Origin of the sequence: Streptomyces coeruleorubidus (assembly GCF_028885415.1) — a bacterium.
Taxonomy (GTDB): domain Bacteria; phylum Actinomycetota; class Actinomycetes; order Streptomycetales; family Streptomycetaceae; genus Streptomyces; species Streptomyces coeruleorubidus_A.
The window spans coordinates 7,090,835-7,105,438 of sequence record NZ_CP118527.1 but is presented as its reverse complement, the minus strand read 5'-3'; the positions used below and the strand labels follow the sequence as shown (position 1 = coordinate 7,105,438).

The 14,604-nt window shown below is 69.6% G+C and carries 15 protein-coding genes and 1 riboswitch; of the genes, 3 read left to right on the top strand and 12 right to left on the bottom strand.

Annotated elements, in window-relative coordinates; all coding sequences use genetic code 11:
* The first annotated feature begins 1 nt into the window (after position 1).
* Together PV963_RS33160 and PV963_RS33155 are read left to right on the top strand one after the other, a co-directional pair.
* A complete protein-coding gene (locus PV963_RS33160) occupies positions 2-1,123 on the top strand; it encodes an LOG family protein (protein ID WP_274820076.1) in 1,122 nt (373 codons plus the stop codon).
* Between the two features lie 147 nt (positions 1,124-1,270).
* Positions 1,271-1,984, top strand: coding sequence for an LAETG motif-containing sortase-dependent surface protein (locus PV963_RS33155; protein ID WP_274820074.1), 714 nt, complete (start codon positions 1,271-1,273; stop codon positions 1,982-1,984).
* A gap of 57 nt (positions 1,985-2,041) precedes the next feature.
* On the opposite strand, the gene PV963_RS33150 is transcribed toward PV963_RS33155, so the two are convergent.
* The 5 genes from PV963_RS33150 to rlmN all read right to left on the bottom strand — a co-directional run bounded on the left by PV963_RS33150 (position 2,042) and on the right by rlmN (position 7,945).
* On the bottom strand, positions 2,042-2,839 hold the full coding sequence (locus PV963_RS33150) for a maleylpyruvate isomerase family mycothiol-dependent enzyme (protein WP_274820073.1): 798 nt from the start codon (positions 2,837-2,839) through the stop codon (positions 2,042-2,044).
* Between the two features lie 25 nt (positions 2,840-2,864).
* Positions 2,865-3,884, bottom strand: coding sequence for an ABC transporter ATP-binding protein (locus tag PV963_RS33145; RefSeq protein WP_274820071.1), 1,020 nt, complete (start codon positions 3,882-3,884; stop codon positions 2,865-2,867).
* A complete protein-coding gene (locus PV963_RS33140; protein WP_274820069.1) occupies positions 3,884-5,554 on the bottom strand; it encodes an ABC transporter permease in 1,671 nt (556 codons plus the stop codon). Before PV963_RS33140 ends, PV963_RS33145 begins: the two co-directional genes overlap by 1 nt.
* On the bottom strand, positions 5,530-6,567 hold the full coding sequence (locus PV963_RS33135) for a thiamine ABC transporter substrate-binding protein (protein ID WP_274822189.1): 1,038 nt from the start codon (positions 6,565-6,567) through the stop codon (positions 5,530-5,532). Before PV963_RS33135 ends, PV963_RS33140 begins: the two co-directional genes overlap by 25 nt.
* 124 nt (positions 6,568-6,691) lie before the next feature.
* Positions 6,692-6,798: riboswitch (TPP riboswitch) on the bottom strand.
* A gap of 40 nt (positions 6,799-6,838) precedes the next feature.
* Positions 6,839-7,945, bottom strand: a complete 1,107-nt coding sequence (gene rlmN / locus PV963_RS33130; protein ID WP_274820067.1) for a 23S rRNA (adenine(2503)-C(2))-methyltransferase RlmN — start codon at positions 7,943-7,945, stop codon at positions 6,839-6,841.
* Positions 7,946-8,113: 168 nt separating this feature from the next.
* On the opposite strand from rlmN, the gene PV963_RS33125 reads away from it, so the two are divergent.
* On the top strand, positions 8,114-8,377 hold the full coding sequence (locus PV963_RS33125) for a hypothetical protein (protein ID WP_274820066.1): 264 nt from the start codon (positions 8,114-8,116) through the stop codon (positions 8,375-8,377).
* Positions 8,378-8,720: 343 nt separating this feature from the next.
* Here PV963_RS33125 and PV963_RS33120 read toward each other — a convergent pair whose 3' ends face one another.
* The 7 genes from PV963_RS33120 to rpsB all read right to left on the bottom strand — a co-directional run bounded on the left by PV963_RS33120 (position 8,721) and on the right by rpsB (position 14,473).
* The gene (locus PV963_RS33120; RefSeq protein ID WP_274820064.1) at positions 8,721-9,161 is read right to left on the bottom strand and encodes a VOC family protein; all 441 of its coding nucleotides are present in this window, start codon (positions 9,159-9,161) and stop codon (positions 8,721-8,723) included.
* Positions 9,158-9,607: an SRPBCC family protein gene (locus PV963_RS33115; protein WP_274820062.1), complete on the bottom strand. Its 450-nt coding sequence runs from the start codon at positions 9,605-9,607 to the stop codon at positions 9,158-9,160. The genes PV963_RS33120 and PV963_RS33115 overlap by 4 nt, the downstream gene beginning before the upstream one ends.
* Positions 9,608-9,759: 152 nt before the next feature.
* Positions 9,760-10,887, bottom strand: a complete 1,128-nt coding sequence (locus tag PV963_RS33110) for a phosphatidate cytidylyltransferase (RefSeq protein ID WP_274820060.1) — start codon at positions 10,885-10,887, stop codon at positions 9,760-9,762.
* Complete coding sequence (frr, locus tag PV963_RS33105) at positions 10,887-11,444, bottom strand: ribosome recycling factor (protein WP_059422066.1); 558 nt, start codon at positions 11,442-11,444, stop codon at positions 10,887-10,889. Before frr ends, PV963_RS33110 begins: the two co-directional genes overlap by 1 nt.
* Before the next feature lie 167 nt (positions 11,445-11,611).
* The gene (pyrH, locus tag PV963_RS33100) at positions 11,612-12,370 is read right to left on the bottom strand and encodes a UMP kinase (protein WP_010044452.1); all 759 of its coding nucleotides are present in this window, start codon (positions 12,368-12,370) and stop codon (positions 11,612-11,614) included.
* Between the two features lie 184 nt (positions 12,371-12,554).
* Complete coding sequence (gene tsf, locus PV963_RS33095; RefSeq protein WP_274820056.1) at positions 12,555-13,391, bottom strand: translation elongation factor Ts; 837 nt, start codon at positions 13,389-13,391, stop codon at positions 12,555-12,557.
* A gap of 176 nt (positions 13,392-13,567) precedes the next feature.
* Positions 13,568-14,473, bottom strand: coding sequence for a 30S ribosomal protein S2 (gene rpsB / locus PV963_RS33090; protein ID WP_274820055.1), 906 nt, complete (start codon positions 14,471-14,473; stop codon positions 13,568-13,570).
* Between the last annotated feature and the right edge of the window lie 131 nt (positions 14,474-14,604).

The window sequence follows — 14,604 nt, the reverse complement described above, 5'->3', positions numbered from 1 at the left end:
GGTGCAGACGATGCCCGCCCATGCGGCCCACCACGACGACCGTGAGATCGAGACGCTCGAGGAGTTCGACGCGACCGTCTCGGCGCGCGGCACGCTCGCCGGTCACCGCGTCCAGGCCGTCGACCTGACGGACCGTACGCGCGAACTGCTCACCACGGACACGGCGGGCGCCGTCTTCCTCGGCTGCGCGATGCGCGAGGAGGCCGCCGCGAAGATCCGCACGGACGGCGCCCTGGTCTTCCCGCCGGTCCCGGATCTGCCCTTCGACCCGTACCGCGGCCACGTCTACTCGCCGGACGAGCTCTTCGAGTCGCTGGCGGACGGCTACGAGGCCACGCCCGACGCCCGGGCGTACGCCTGGTTCCAGCACACGAAGGCGGACCGGGACATCTACGCCTCCATGCTGCGCGCGGTCCACGACGACTCCGTCTCGGACGCACTCGACGAACTCCTGTCCGGCGCCCGGGTCGTGGGCGTGATGGGCGGCCACGCGATGGCCCGTGGCACTCAGGAGTACGCGGGGGCGGCACGTCTCGGCCGGGAGCTGGCCCGTGCCGGTTTCACCGTCGCCACGGGCGGCGGCCCGGGCGCGATGGAGGCCGCGAACCTCGGCGCGTACGCCGCCCCGTTCGGCGACGAGATGCTCACCGAGTCGCTCGAACTGCTCGCCAAGGCACCGAACTTCACGCCGTCGGTCACCCACTGGGCGACGGCCGCCTTCGAGATACGCACGCGCTGGCCGCAAGGCGGGCGTTCCGTCGGCATCCCGACCTGGTTCTACGGCCACGAGCCGCCGAACGCCTTCGCGTCGCACATCGCCAAGTACTTCGCCAACGCCACCCGCGAGGACGGCCTGCTGGCCCGGTCCAACGCGGGCGTGGTGTTCCTGCCGGGGGCCGCCGGCACCGTACAGGAGATCTTCGACAACGCGACGCCCAACTACTACGAGTCGCGGGGCGAGCCGACGCCGATGGTGCTGGTGAACCGGGCGCACTGGACGGAGAAGCTGCCGACGTGGCCGTTGCTCCGGTCGCTGGCCAGGGGCCGTTCGATGGAGGCGCGGATCGCGCTGGTGGAGCGGATCGAGGAGGCGCCGGAGGCGTTGAAACGTCTCGGCGGTTAATAAGCTGGCAAAGCAAGTGCTTGCAACCTGCATATGCGTTGACACTACTTATGCGGCGCTTATAGACCTGTGAGCCTCTGGGTAGTGCTGATGTTCAGTCAACACTGCCTCCACCCCCCGCATTTGCGCATCCTGTAAAGGACAAACGTGGCAGTTCTGTCCGTATCCCGTCGTACGGCTTCGCGCCGTACCGTCGCACGTTCCGTGCGGATCCTCGGTGTCGTCTCCGCCTCGGCCGCGCTCGCGCTCGGTGCCGCCGGCAACGCGCTCGCCTGCAACATCAACGAGTTCTCGGCCGAGGCGAAGTGCGATGGCGGCAAGGGCGTCATCACGGTCACCGACGTGGACCCCGCCGGCATCCCGGCGACCGTCACCGTGTACCTGGAGAACAACGGCGCCGACCAGAAGAAGGTCGGCGAGCAGGTGGTCAAGGGCTCGCGCGAGGGCACCACCATCACCTTCGCCGAGGACTGGAAGCCGAACGCGGAGTACCGCATCCACGTCAAGGCCACTCCGTACGTCGACGAGGACATCAAGCCGAACCTCGTCACCCCGGCCACGGCCTGCAAGAAGGCAGAGGAGAAGCCGCCGGCGACCGAGCCGGCCACGCCGACGCCGTCGGCCTCCCCCTCGAAGCCGGCCGAGGAGACCGACACCCCGGCTCCGTCGCCGTCGGAGAGCGAGAGCACCACGCCGGCGGGCAACGCGCCCGCGCCCGCGGCCGGTGACTCCAACCTCGCCGAGACGGGCGCCAACTCCAACACCGGCATCATCGCCGGCATCGCGGCGGTTCTGGTCGTCGTCGGTGGCGGCGCGGTGTTCTTCGGCATGCGCCGGCGTGGGGCGAACAGCGACAGCTGACGCCTTCGCACCGTCTGATGTGGCCCGTTCCCGACCGGGGGCGGGCCACGTCCCGTCTCACCCGAAGGTCGCCCGCTCCAGCCAGAAATCCAGCAGTTCCCGCTCTCCCAGCACCTCCAACTCCGGGGCGTCCAGCGGCAGCCGGCGGTAGAAGGCGAGCAGGACGGAGGTGAGCGGCCCGCGCAGGGCGACCGTGGCCTTCTCGTGGCCCCGGCGCCAGGCGACACCGTCCTCGGTGAGCTCGACGAGCCACTCGGCGTTCAGGCCGGACCCGGTGTCGGTGGCGTGCAGATGGATGCTGCGGCCCGGGCCGCGCAGTTCCCCCACCGTGTCCTGCGGAGCCGTCCGCTGCACGTACTCGACGATCTGGAGCCACTCGTCGATCGCGTCGGCGGCCACGTCGCGCGCGACGTCGTAGGGCAGTCCGGCGGCGAGCGTGGCGTCCGCGCGGTGCACGGTGATCTCGTGTGTCATCCGTCGGGCCCAGAACCCGGAGTTGAGGATCCCCGCCCAGCTCCACACCTTCGTGTCCGGCCCGGCCTCCCGCAGCGCCGCGACGACCTGCTCGCCGCCCTCCGCCAGCCATGCGTCCAGTACGGCGGCGTCACCCCGGGTTCCGGGTCCGGCCAGGCCCGGCACCCGCTCCTCGGGCACTTCCTCCTCGGCCCGGGTCCGCACGATGAACTCCACCCAGCGCATGGCGCCGCCCATGTGCCGGACCAGATCTTCCAGCGACCAGTCCGGGCAGGTCGGCACGGTGCCGGACAGATCGGCGCCGGACGTCACCACGGACCTCAACAGGGCGACCTGGTGGGCGATTTCGTCGCAGTAGCGGTCGTGTGCGAGTAGCGTCATGCCCCGCACCTTAGGCGGCAGCCGATCAGCCGAGCACCACGATTTCGGCCGCGTCGAACTCCACCCCGGCCTCGTCCCCGACCTCCGGCGACGACCGCAGCGCGCACGCCGCCTCCAGGCGCGGGGCGTCCTCCGGCTGGAGGTGGACGGCGACATGGGTGCCCTTGAAGGTGCGCGCGGTCACCGTGCAGCGCAGGCCCGTGCCGGCGGGCACCAGGCGCACGCCTGCGGGCCGCACGAGCAGGGTCCGCGTGCCCTGCGGGGCGCCCTCCGGCACCGGCACCTTGCCCCACGGCGTGTCCGCGGCCTCCGCCCCGACCGTCGCTTCGACGACGTTCTCGAAGCCGAGGAAGCGGGCCACGAACGCGTCGGCCGGCCGCTGCCATACCTGAAGGGGCGTACCGGACTGGGCGATCCGCCCGTCCCGCATCACCACGACCCGGTCGGCCAGCGCGAAGGCCTCCCCCTGGTCGTGCGTCACGGCGAGCACGGTCGTGCCCAACCGGCCGAAGAGTTCCCTCAGTTCGACGACCAGCCGCTCCCTGAGCGACCGGTCGAGCTGGCCCAGCGGCTCGTCCAGCATCAGCAGCCGGGGGCTCGGCGCCAGGGCCCGGGCCAGCGCCACCCGCTGCTGCTCCCCGCCGGACAGCGCCGCGACGGCCCGGCGGGACGCGCCCGGCAGGCCGACCAGGTCAAGCAACTCCTGTACGCGCTCGGCCTGTTGCCGCTTCGACGCACCGTGCATACGCAGTCCGAAGGCGACGTTGCCGCCCACGTCCCGCTGCGGGAACAGCTGGTGGTCCTGGAACATCAGCCCGACGCCGCGCCGGTGCGCGAGCACGCCCGCCTGGTCGCGCCCGTCGAGCGACACCCGCCCGGAGTCGAGGGGTTGCAGCCCGGCCACCGCCCGCAGCAGCGTCGACTTGCCGCTGCCGCTGGGCCCGAGCACGCACACGATCTCGTGCTCGGCGACCTCCAGATCGACGGCGTCCAGCACCGCACGCCCGCCGAAACGGACCGTCGCGCCCTGCAGAGCCAGCAGCATCAGAACTCCCCGGTCCGGTCGGTGCGAAGCCTCTCCAGCAACAGCAGAGCCACGGCGCACACCACCATCAGAATCGTCGAAAGGGCCATCGCCTGGCCGTAGTTGAGTTCTCCGGGCCGCCCCAGCAGCCGCGCCACGGCCACCGGCAGCGTCGGGTTGTCGGGCCGCGCGATGAACACCGTCGCCCCGAACTCCCCGAGCGACACGGCGAAGGCGAACCCGGCCGCGATCAGCAGCGCCCGCCGCACCATCGGCAGATCCACCTCACGCCACACCCGCCAGGGCGAGGCCCCCAGCACCGAGGCCGCCTCCCGCAGCCGCACGTCCACCGCCCGCAGCACGGGCAGCATCGTCCGCACGACGAACGGCACTCCGACCAGCGCCTGCGCGAGCGGCACCAGGATCCACGAGGCCCTCAGATCCAGCGGCGGTTCGTCGAGGGCGATCAGGAACCCGAAGCCGACGGTCACCGCGGACACCCCGAGCGGCAGCATCAGCAGCGCGTCGAAGCCGCGCACGAACCGCCCGGCGTCCCGGCGGGTGAGCGCGACGGAGGCGAGCCCCCCGATCATCACGGCGATGAGGGTGGCGGCGACGGCGTACGACAACGAATTGCCGATCGCCTCGATCGGCGCCACCAGGAACACCCCGCCGTCGTCCCTGGTCAGGGCCCGGTAGTAGCCGAATCCGGGCGCGTCCAGGGACCGCTGGACCAGCACGGCGAGCGGCAGCAGGAGCAGCACGACGACGGTGCCGAGCACCCCGCCCAGCAGCGCCCACTGCCCGGTGCCGCGCGGCCGGCGCGCGGTCACGGACGGGTCCACCAGCCGCAGCGCGGTCTCCCGCCGCCGTACGGTCCAGGCGTGCACGGCGAGGATCGCGCCCACCGCGACGAACTGGATCAACGTCAGCACGGCCGCCGTCGACAGGTCGAAGATCTCCGACGTCTGCCGGTAGATCTCCACCTCCAGGGTCGAGAAGGTGGGCCCGCCGAGGATCTGGACGACACCGAAGGAGGTGAAGGTGAACAGGAAGACCATGAGCGCGGCGGCGGCCACGGCGGGCGCGAGCGCCGGCAGCGTGACCTGCCGCCAGGCCCTCATAGGGGACGCTCCGAGCATCCGCGCGGCCTCCTCCTGCCGCGGGTCGAGCTGCGCCCAGAGCCCGCCGACGGTCCGTACGACGACCGCGTAGTTGAAGAAGACGTGCGCGAGCAGGATCGCCCACACGGTGGTGTCCAGCCGCACGCCCCACAGCTCGTCCAGCAGCCCGCCGCGCCCGACCAGCGCCAGGAACGCCGTACCGACGACGACCGTCGGCAGCACGAACGGCACGGTCACGACCGCCCGCAGGACCTGCTTGCCGGGGAAGTCGAAGCGCGCGAAGACGTACGCGCCGGGCAGTGCGATCAGCAGGGTGAGCGCCGTCGAGACGGTCGCCTGCCAGGTGGTGAACCACAGGACGTGCCGGACGTCGGACTGCGCCAGCACCTCCCCGATCCGCCCGAACTGCCAGACCCCGTCCACCTTCAGGCCGCGGGCGACGATCGCGGCGACGGGGTAGGCGAAGAAGACCGCGAAGAACGCGACGGGCACGGCGATGAGTCCGAGCCGCGCCGCGCTCCCGCGACGGTCCTTGCGGACGGTCACTTCAGTACGAGCGAGGTCCACGACTTGACCCACTGGTCACGGTTGTCGGCGATCTTCGCCGGGTCCATGGTCTCCGGGTCCTTCGCCTGCGGACCGTACTTCACGAACTCCGGCGGCACCTGGGCGCCCTCGCGCACCGGGTACACGTACATGTTGAGCGGCATGTCGTCCTGGAACTTCTTGCTGATCAGGAAGTCGAGGAACGCCTTGCCGCCCTTGGTGTTCTTCGCGTTGCTCAGCAGCCCGGCGTACTCGACCTGCCGGAAGCAGGTGCCCTGCGCGACCCCGGTCGGTGCCGTGCTGGGCTTCGGGTCGGTGTAGACGACCTCGACGGGCGGCGAGGAGGCGTACGACACGACGAGCGGCCGGTCCCCCTTGGCCTTCTTCCCGCCGGCCGAGCCGGAGAACTCCTCGTTGTAGGCCTGATCCCAGCCGTCGACGACCTTCACGCCGTTGGCCTTGAGCTTCTTCCAGTAGTCCTGCCAGCCCTCGTCGCCGTACTTCGCGGCGGTGCCGAGCAGGAAGCCGAGGCCGGGAGAGGAGGTGGAGGCGTTCTCGGTGACCAGGAGGTTCTTGTACTGGGGCTTGACCAGGTCGTCGAAGCTCCGCGGCGGGTCGAGCTTGTGGTCGGCGAAGTACTTCTTGTCGTAGTTCACGCAGATGTCGCCGGTGTCGACGGGCGTGACCCGGTGCTTGTCCTGGTCGACGCGGTACTCCGGCAGGATCAGGTCGGAGCCCTTCGCCTCGTACGACTGGAACAGGCCGTTGTCGAGGGCGCGGGACAGCAGCGTGTTGTCGACGCCGAAGAAGACGTCGCCCTGCGGGTTGTCCTTGGTCAGGATGGCCTTGTTGACGGCCTGCCCGGCGTCGCCGTCCTTGAGAACCTTGACCTTGTAGCCGGACTGCTTCTCGAAGGCCGCGATGACGCCCTTCGAGGCGGCCCACGAGTCGTGGCTGACGAGGGTGACGGTCTTGGAGTCGCCGGATCCCTGGCCGCCGTCGGACGACCCGCACGCGGCGAGCGTGCCGGCCATGCCGAGGGCGACGACCACCGCCGTCAGCCGCTTGATGTTGTTGCTCACTGGATTCCTCCTGGAGGACCAGGAGAAGACGCGGCCCTGCCCGGGATCTCTGGGAGTCCCGGGCAGGGCGCAACAGCTCGAGTGATGACCGATCTCCCTACCCAGAATGACCTGGGCCAGGTTCGGAGGGTCTGCGGCCGTGTGCCGCACTCTCAGCGCTGTGGCGCTCCCCTGTCGGAATATGAAGGTGTCGGAATATGCAGGCGTTCTTACCCTGGTCAGACTACCGTTCGGTGGCCGCGAGCTGACCACACGCCCCGTCGATCTCCTGACCACGGGTGTCCCGGATCGTCACCGGCACACCATGGGCCGCGATCGCCTCCACGAACGCCTTCTCGTCCTCGGGCCGCGAGGCGGTCCACTTGGAGCCGGGCGTCGGGTTGAGCGGGATCAGGTTCACATGCACGGGCCTGCCCTTGAGCAGCCGCCCGAGCCGGTCACCGCGCCAGGCCTGATCGTTGATGTCCCGGATCAGCGCGTACTCGATGGACAGCCGGCGCCCGGACTTCGCCGCGTACTCGAACCCGGCGTCGAGGACCTCGCGCACCTTCCACCGCGTGTTCACGGGGACGAGGGTGTCGCGCAGCTCGTCGTCGGGGGCGTGCAGCGAGATCGCGAGGCGGCACTTGAGATCCTCGTCGGCGAACCGGTGGATGGCCGGGACGAGCCCGACCGTCGAGACGGTGATCCCGCGCTGCGAGAGCCCCAGCCCGTCGGGCTCGGGGTCGGTGAGCCGCCGGATGGAGCCGAGGACCCGGTTGTAGTTGGCGAGCGGCTCGCCCATGCCCATGAACACGATGTTGCTGAGCCGCGCCGGCCCGCCCGGCACCTCGCCGTCCCTGAGGGCCCGCATACCGTCCACGATCTGGTGCACGATCTCGGCGGTGGACAGATTCCGGTCGAGCCCCGCCTGCCCGGTCGCACAGAACGGGCAGTTCATCCCGCACCCGGCCTGCGAGCTGATGCACATGGTCACCCGGTCCGGGTAGCGCATCAGCACGGACTCGACGAGCGTCCCGTCGAACAGCCGCCACAGCGTCTTGCGCGTGGTGCCCTGGTCGGTCGACAGATGCCGCACGACCGTCATCAGCTCGGGCAGCAACGCCTCCTGGAGCCGGCCGCGGGAACCGGCCGGGATGTCGGTCCACTGCTCCGGATCGTGCGCGTACCGCGCGAAGTAGTGCTGCGAGAGCTGCTTGGCACGAAACGGCTTCTCCCCGACAGCGGCAACGGCCTCCTTGCGCTCGGCAGGAGTGAGGTCGGCGAGATGCCGCGGCGGCTTCTTGGCTCCGCGCGGGGCGACGAAAGTGAGTTCTCCGGGTGCAGGCATAACCCTCCCAGTGTCGCAGATCAACTCAGGCAGCCCAGGCCAGAGCCGGGTGGGGGCGGTCACTCGTGGGCGCCCTCTGCCATCGTCGGTCGGCCTCGCACGGCCCGGGGGCGGCCCCGCACTGATCGAGGACGCCGTGATCACTGCCTTGTAAGCCCGGTGGCACGGGTGTACAACGACGTCGTGACGACTCAACCGACACGGGCGATGTGGTGGGCCGAATTGGCGGTCTTTCTCGCCGTGGCAGCAGCGACCCTCACGCTGATCATGTTTCTGTCGTCGCTGGCAGCCGGGCACCACTCGGTCTCCCTCGGCGTTGGGCCGTCATCCGTGCTGCTCCCCCTGTCCATCGGTGTCGGCATCTTCATCAGCGGCCGGTTCAGGGCTTGGGGGCTGCGCCGCCGGGCTGCGTCCCTCCCCAGGAGATCTTGAAAACCGTCGTGGCAGCGATGTCACCGTGGGTCCAAATCCCACCGCCTCCGCGTGGTGAGCAGTGAGAACGACCCCTGACCTGGTTGTTTGGTCGCTGCCGCCGTCGGTGGCTGAGGCCCGAGGAAGGCCGTGGGTCGGATGCTTCTTCCGGCCCCGCGTGAGCCTGACGGCCCAGAGACGGCCCAATGACCCGAACCAGGCCCCCAATCCGCGCCGAACGCGCTGGTAGGGCTTTTTGCCGCCCGGCCACTGCCAGTTCTCCGAGCTCAGGCATGGCCGCACCGGTGTCGCGGATCGATTCAGAAGACCTGCGACCGCTGGGCACGCGGGCCTTCGGCAACCCTCAGCCGAGCTGCTCGGCCAGCCCGACGATGACGCCCTCGGGGCCGCGGAGGTAGCAGAGCCGGTACACGTCCTCGTATCGCACCACCTCGCCGATGAGTTCGGCGCCGTGGGTGTGCAGGCGGGCGATGGCGTCCTCGATGTCGTCGACGGCGAACATGATGCGACGAATGCCCAGCGTGTTCGCCGGCGCGTCCTTCGGCTCGGGACGGATCGCCTGCGGCTGGTGGAACATCGCCAGCTCGATGCGGCCGTGACCGTCCGGGGTCCGCAGCATCGCGATCTCCTGTCGGACGTCCTCCAGCCCGATGACACGCTCCACCCAACGTCCCTCGGCCGGCCCTCTGCCCTCCAGCTCCATGCCGAGTTCGACGAAGAACGAGAGAACCGCGTCGAGGTCGTCGACAACGATGAGGACGTTGTCCATCCGCTGGATCGTCATCCTCCCGCGTGCTCCAGCCGGTCCTTGAGCAGCTGCTCGTTGCGGGGCAGTTCCTTGCGGACCTGGGGGCGTACGACGAACGGGACGAGGACCTTGCCGACGCCGTGGCCCTCGAAGTCGACCTCGATCGTCACGTGGGAGCGCCGCCCCTCGTCGAACGGCTCGACCTCGCCGTGCACCCGTGCCCGGACGGGGCCGTCGACACCCCGCAGACCCCAGCTGTGCGGCGGGTCGTACTCCGTGACCTCCATGGTCATCGGCATGACCCGGCGGCCGATGTGCCGGGTGACCCGGACCCGGGAACCGACGCCGACGGGCCCCTCGTCGAGGCGCTCCGCGGACACGGCGCTCAACTGCCACTCGGGCATGCGCGGGGTGTCCATGACGTAGTTGTAGACGTCCTCGGGACGCCGGTCGACATCGATGGTCTGTCGAATGCTGGACATGATGTTCCCCTTTGCGACGTACACCTGAATCGTCCCACTTGGTGACGCCGCAGGCACCTCCGCACAACAACGGCGAGCCCCCGCCGACCATCGGACGGGAGCTCGCCGTAAGAGCCCTAAGAGCCGTAAGAGCCGTGAAAGCGGTGGTCGCCTCAGCTCGACCCGACGAAGAGCACCAGCAACAGCCACACCACCGGAGCCGTGGGCAGCAGCGAGTCCAGCCGGTCCATGATGCCGCCGTGCCCCGGCAGCAGCGTGCCCATGTCCTTGATGCCGAGGTCCCGCTTGATCATGGACTCGCCGAGGTCGCCGAGCGTGGCGCTGACCGCGACCGCGAGGCCGAGCAGCAGCCCCTGCCACCAGGCACCGTCGTCGATGAGGAACTCCAGGCACAGCGCGCCCACGACCATGGCGAAGGCGACCGCGCCGAGCAGACCCTCGCGGGTCTTGCCGGGGCTGATGCGCGGGGCGAGCTTGTGACGGCCGAAGCGCCAGCCGACCGCGTAGGCACCGGTGTCGCTGACGACCGTGAGCAGCAGGAACGTGAGCACCCGCTGCGGGCCGTCGTCCGCCGTCAGCATCATCGCGACGAAGGTCGCCAGGAACGGTACGTAGAACGCCGCGAAGACGCCCGCCGTGACGTCCCTGAGGTAGTTCTCGGGCGGTTCCGTCATGCGCCACACCAGCACGGCCAGCGCCGTGAGCGCCATGGCGACCCAGGCGCCCTCGCCGCCTCTGACGTACCCGGCGACGACCATGGCGGCTCCGCCGAGCGCGAGTGGCACGAGGGGCGCCCGGATGCCCTTGCGCTCGTCCAGCCGCTTGGTCAGCTCCCACAGGCCCACCACGACGGCGACCGCGATCACGCCGACGAACACGGCCTTGACGACGAACAGCGACGCGACGATCACCGCGCCGAGCCCGACCCCGACCCCTATCGCGGCACTCAGGTCGCGACCCGCGCTCTTCTTCTGCGGCTTGGGTGCCGGCTCTGCGGCGTCGGGCATGGGCTCCGGATTCGTCTCGTTTCGGACCGGGGAGCCGCTCAGCCGAGCAGCCCCCCGGTCGTCATCCTGGTTTCCGCCGTATTCGGCTACGTCGGGCACGATGGGCATGGGGCGAGTCTGAGGCGCTTCATGCGCATCGTATGCGGGACCCGCCGGGGCGGCTCCCTGGGCGTGCCCATGGCCAGGGCTGTGGGCGTGCCCGTGGCCATGCCCTTGGTCGGTGGGCCCCCAGTACCCGGCCTGTGGCGGCGCCCCCCAGGAAGAGTCGTTCATCAGACCTCGAGCAGCTCCGCTTCCTTGTGCTTCAGGAGCTCGTCCACCTGCGCCACGTACTTGTGGGTGGTGTCGTCGAGCTCCTTCTCCGCACGGCGGCCCTCGTCCTCGCCGATCTCGCCGTCCTTGATCAGCTTGTCGATGGCGTCCTTGGCCTTGCGGCGCACGGAGCGGATGGAGACCTTGGCGTCCTCACCCTTGCTCTTGGCGACCTTGATGTACTCGCGGCGGCGCTCCTCGGTCAGCTCGGGGAACACCACCCGGATGATGTTGCCGTCGTTGCTCGGGTTGACGCCCAGGTCGGAGTCGCGGATGGCCTGTTCGATGTTGCGCAGCGCGCTCTTGTCGAACGGGGTCACCACGGCCATGCGCGGCTCGGGCACCGAGAACGAGGCCAGCTGGTTGATCGGGGTCGGCGCGCCGTAGTAGTCGGCCACGATCTTGTTGAACATCGCCGGGTGCGCACGGCCGGTGCGGATCGCGGCGAAGTCCTCCTTGGCGACCACGACGGCCTTCTCCATCTTCTCCTCGGCCTCGAGGAGGGTCTCTTCGATCACCACTTGCTCCTGCGTGTCTTGAGTAGGCCCGGCTGCGGTTCCATGTGGGGCGGCGGCCGGCTGCGTCGCGTCTTCTTCCTGCACGGTTCCCGACCGGCAGGACATTGTCCATCCCCCGGCCCGGCTCCGTCCCGTCCGTCCCCCGGACGGGGTTGTTCTCGGGGACCTCAGTCCCGGCTGCCGGGGTCCCCCACCAGCGTGCCGATCTTCTCACCCTTGACGGCACGCCCGATGTTGCCCTCCGCCAGCAGCTCGAAGACCACGATCGGGAGCTTGTTGTCGCGGCACAGCGTCACGGCCGTGGCGTCGGCGACCTTCAGGTCGCGGGTGATGACCTCGCCGTAGCCGAGGTGGTCGAACTTCACGGCGTCCGGGTTGGTCTTCGGGTCGGAGTCGTAGACCCCGTCCACGCCGTTCTTGCCCATCAGCAGCGCCTCGGCGTCGATCTCCAGGGCGCGCTGGGCGGCGGTGGTGTCGGTGGAGAAGTACGGCATGCCCATACCGGCACCGAAGATGACCACACGGCCCTTCTCCAGGTGCCGTACGGCACGCAGCGGGATGTACGGCTCGGCGACCTGGCCCATGGTGATGGCGGTCTGCACCCGGCAGTCCACCCCCACCTTCTCCAGGAAGTCCTGGAGGGCCAGGCAGTTCATGACCGTGCCGAGCATGCCCATGTAGTCGGAGCGGGCCCGGTCCATGCCGCGCTGCTGGAGCTCGGCACCGCGGAAGAAGTTGCCGCCCCCGATGACGACCGCGATCTGTGCGCCGTCGCGCACGACGGCCGCGATCTCACGGGCGATCTTGTGCACCACGTCGGGGTCGACGCCCAGGCCCCCACCGCCGGAGAAGGCCTCTCCGGACAGCTTCAGCAGAAACCGGCCGCGTACTTTGCCGTCGTCGCTCTTCTGGGCCTTGGTGGTCATGGGGGATCCCGCCTCTTTCACGTGTTGCACATACGAAGAAGGCCATTGCCGGTGGGGCGTGGTTCGCATCCCATACGGCAATGGCCTCCTCGTCAGATCTGCTGTCGTCCGCCACCCATGTGACGGCGTACACGGACGACTGCTGCCGACCCTATCGGGGTCGGGCGTCGATCGCGGTACGGACTCAGATGCCGACCTTGATGCGCGTGAAGCGCTTCAGGGTGACACCGGCCTCGTCCAGGACCTTCTGGACGGACTTCTTGTTGTCGAGCGCGTAGGGCTGGCCGAGCAGCGTGGCGTCCTTGAAGAAGCCGTTGAGGCGACCCTCGACGATCTTCGGCAGGGCGGCCTCGGGCTTGCCCTCGGCGCGGGTGGTCTCCTCGGCGACGCGGCGCTCGGACTCGACGACCTCGGCCGGGACGTCCTCCTTGGAGAGGTACTTCGGCGCGAAGGCGGCGATGTGCTGGGCGACGCCCTTGGCGATCTCGGCGTTCGGCTTGTCCAGCTCGACGAGGACACCGATCTGCGGGGGCAGGTCGGGCATCGTGCGGTGCATGTACGCCGTCACATAGCCGTCGGCGAACCGCGCGAAGCGGTCCAGGACGATCTTCTCGCCGAGGTTGGCGTTGGCCTCGTCCACGAACGCCTGGACGGTCTTGCCGGCCTCGATCTCGGAGGCGAGCAGGGCCTCGAGGTCGGCCGGGGAGGTCTTGGCGACGTGCTCGGCGATGGCGGTGGCCACGCCCTGGAACTTGTCACCCTTGGCGACGAAGTCCGTCTCGCACTTCAGCTCGACGAGGACACCGGAGGAGTTGTCGTCGGCGATGATCGATACGACGGCACCGTTCTCGGCGGAGCGGCCCTCGCGCTTGGCGACGCCCTTCTGGCCCTTGATGCGGAGCGCCTCGACGGCCTTCTCGACGTTGCCCTCGGCCTCGTCCAGCGCCTTCTTGCAGTCCATCATGCCGGCGCCCGTGAGCTCACGGAGCTTCTTGACGTCGGCGGCGGTGTAGTTCGCCATGAGTCTGTGAATCTCTCTCGAAGTCTGGAAGATCGAAGATCTGCGGATGTACCCCATGGAGCCGGGGGACTCTGTCCTTCCGCTGACCTACGGGTGAACGGCGGGAGCGGACTTCACCGCGCCGGAGGCGCTATTGGCTCTAGTACCGCTCCCGCCGTCAACTCGTCGCTGACGGGTCAGGCCTGCTCGGCCTCGGCGGCCTTCTCGCCCTCGGCCGGCTTCTCGGCCTCGGCGGGGGCGGCCTCGGCGGCCGGAGCAGCCTCGGCGGCCGGGGCGGCCTCGGCGGCGGGGGCAGCCTCGTCGGCCTTCTTCTCGCCCTCGAGCAGGTCGCGCTCCCACTCGGCGAGCGGCTCGCCCGCGGCCTTCTCGCCCTTGCCCTCGGTGGCGACACCGCTGCGGGCGATGAGGCCCTCGGCGACGGCGTCGGCGATGACGCGGGTGAGCAGGGTGACGGAGCGGATCGCGTCGTCGTTGCCCGGGATCTTGTAGTCGACCTCGTCGGGGTCGCAGTTGGTGTCGAGGATCGCGACGACCGGGATGTTCAGCTTCCGGGCCTCACCAACGGCGATGTGCTCCTTCTTGGTGTCCACGATCCAGACGGCGCTGGGCACCTTCTGCATCTCGCGGATACCACCGAGGGTCTTCTCCAGCTTGGCCTTCTCGCGCGAGAGCACGAGAAGCTCCTTCTTGGTCAGACCGGACGCGGCGACGTCCTCGAAGTCGATCTGCTCGAGCTCCTTGAGGCGCTGCAGACGCTTGTAGACGGTCGAGAAGTTGGTGAGCATGCCGCCCAGCCAGCGCTGGTTGACGTAGGGCATGCCGACGCGGGTGGCCTGCTCGGCGATGGCCTCCTGCGCCTGCTTCTTCGTGCCGACGAACATGACCGTGCCGCCATGGGCGACGGTCTCCTTGACGAACTCGTAGGCGCGGTCGATGTACGACAGCGACTGGAGCAGGTCGATGATGTAGATGCCGTTGCGCTCCGTGAAGATGAAGCGCTTCATCTTCGGGTTCCAACGACGGGTCTGGTGACCGAAGTGGACGCCGCTCTCCAGCAGCTCCCGCATCGTGACGACGGCCATGGCCGTATCTCCTTGTGCTTCTCGGTTGTGCCGCGGATGCCGGACGGCTTCCGCGCCTGACGCCCACTGCGCGCCGTGCCACGAGGGACCGAGGGGCGCTGATACGGCCCGTTGCCGGGGTGCGTATCGGG

Excerpts from the sequence above, each read along its gene's own strand:
- PV963_RS33110 (WP_274820060.1), bottom strand. The coding sequence starts at position 10,887 with ATGAACGACTCTTCCTGGGGGGCGCCGCCACAGGCCGGGTACTGGGGG.
- PV963_RS33150 (WP_274820073.1), bottom strand. The coding sequence starts at position 2,839 with ATGACGCTACTCGCACACGACCGCTACTGCGACGAAATCGCCCACCAG.
- PV963_RS33145 (WP_274820071.1), bottom strand. The coding sequence starts at position 3,884 with ATGCTGCTGGCTCTGCAGGGCGCGACGGTCCGTTTCGGCGGGCGTGCG.
- tsf (WP_274820056.1), bottom strand. The coding sequence starts at position 13,391 with ATGGCGAACTACACCGCCGCCGACGTCAAGAAGCTCCGTGAGCTCACG.
- PV963_RS33135 (WP_274822189.1), bottom strand. The coding sequence starts at position 6,567 with ATGGCCGGCACGCTCGCCGCGTGCGGGTCGTCCGACGGCGGCCAGGGA.
- PV963_RS33115 (WP_274820062.1), bottom strand. The coding sequence starts at position 9,607 with ATGTCCAGCATTCGACAGACCATCGATGTCGACCGGCGTCCCGAGGAC.
- rlmN (WP_274820067.1), bottom strand. The coding sequence starts at position 7,945 with ATGCCTGCACCCGGAGAACTCACTTTCGTCGCCCCGCGCGGAGCCAAG.
- pyrH (WP_010044452.1), bottom strand. The coding sequence starts at position 12,370 with ATGACCACCAAGGCCCAGAAGAGCGACGACGGCAAAGTACGCGGCCGG.
- PV963_RS33120 (WP_274820064.1), bottom strand. The coding sequence starts at position 9,161 with ATGACGATCCAGCGGATGGACAACGTCCTCATCGTTGTCGACGACCTC.
- rpsB (WP_274820055.1), bottom strand. The coding sequence starts at position 14,473 with ATGGCCGTCGTCACGATGCGGGAGCTGCTGGAGAGCGGCGTCCACTTC.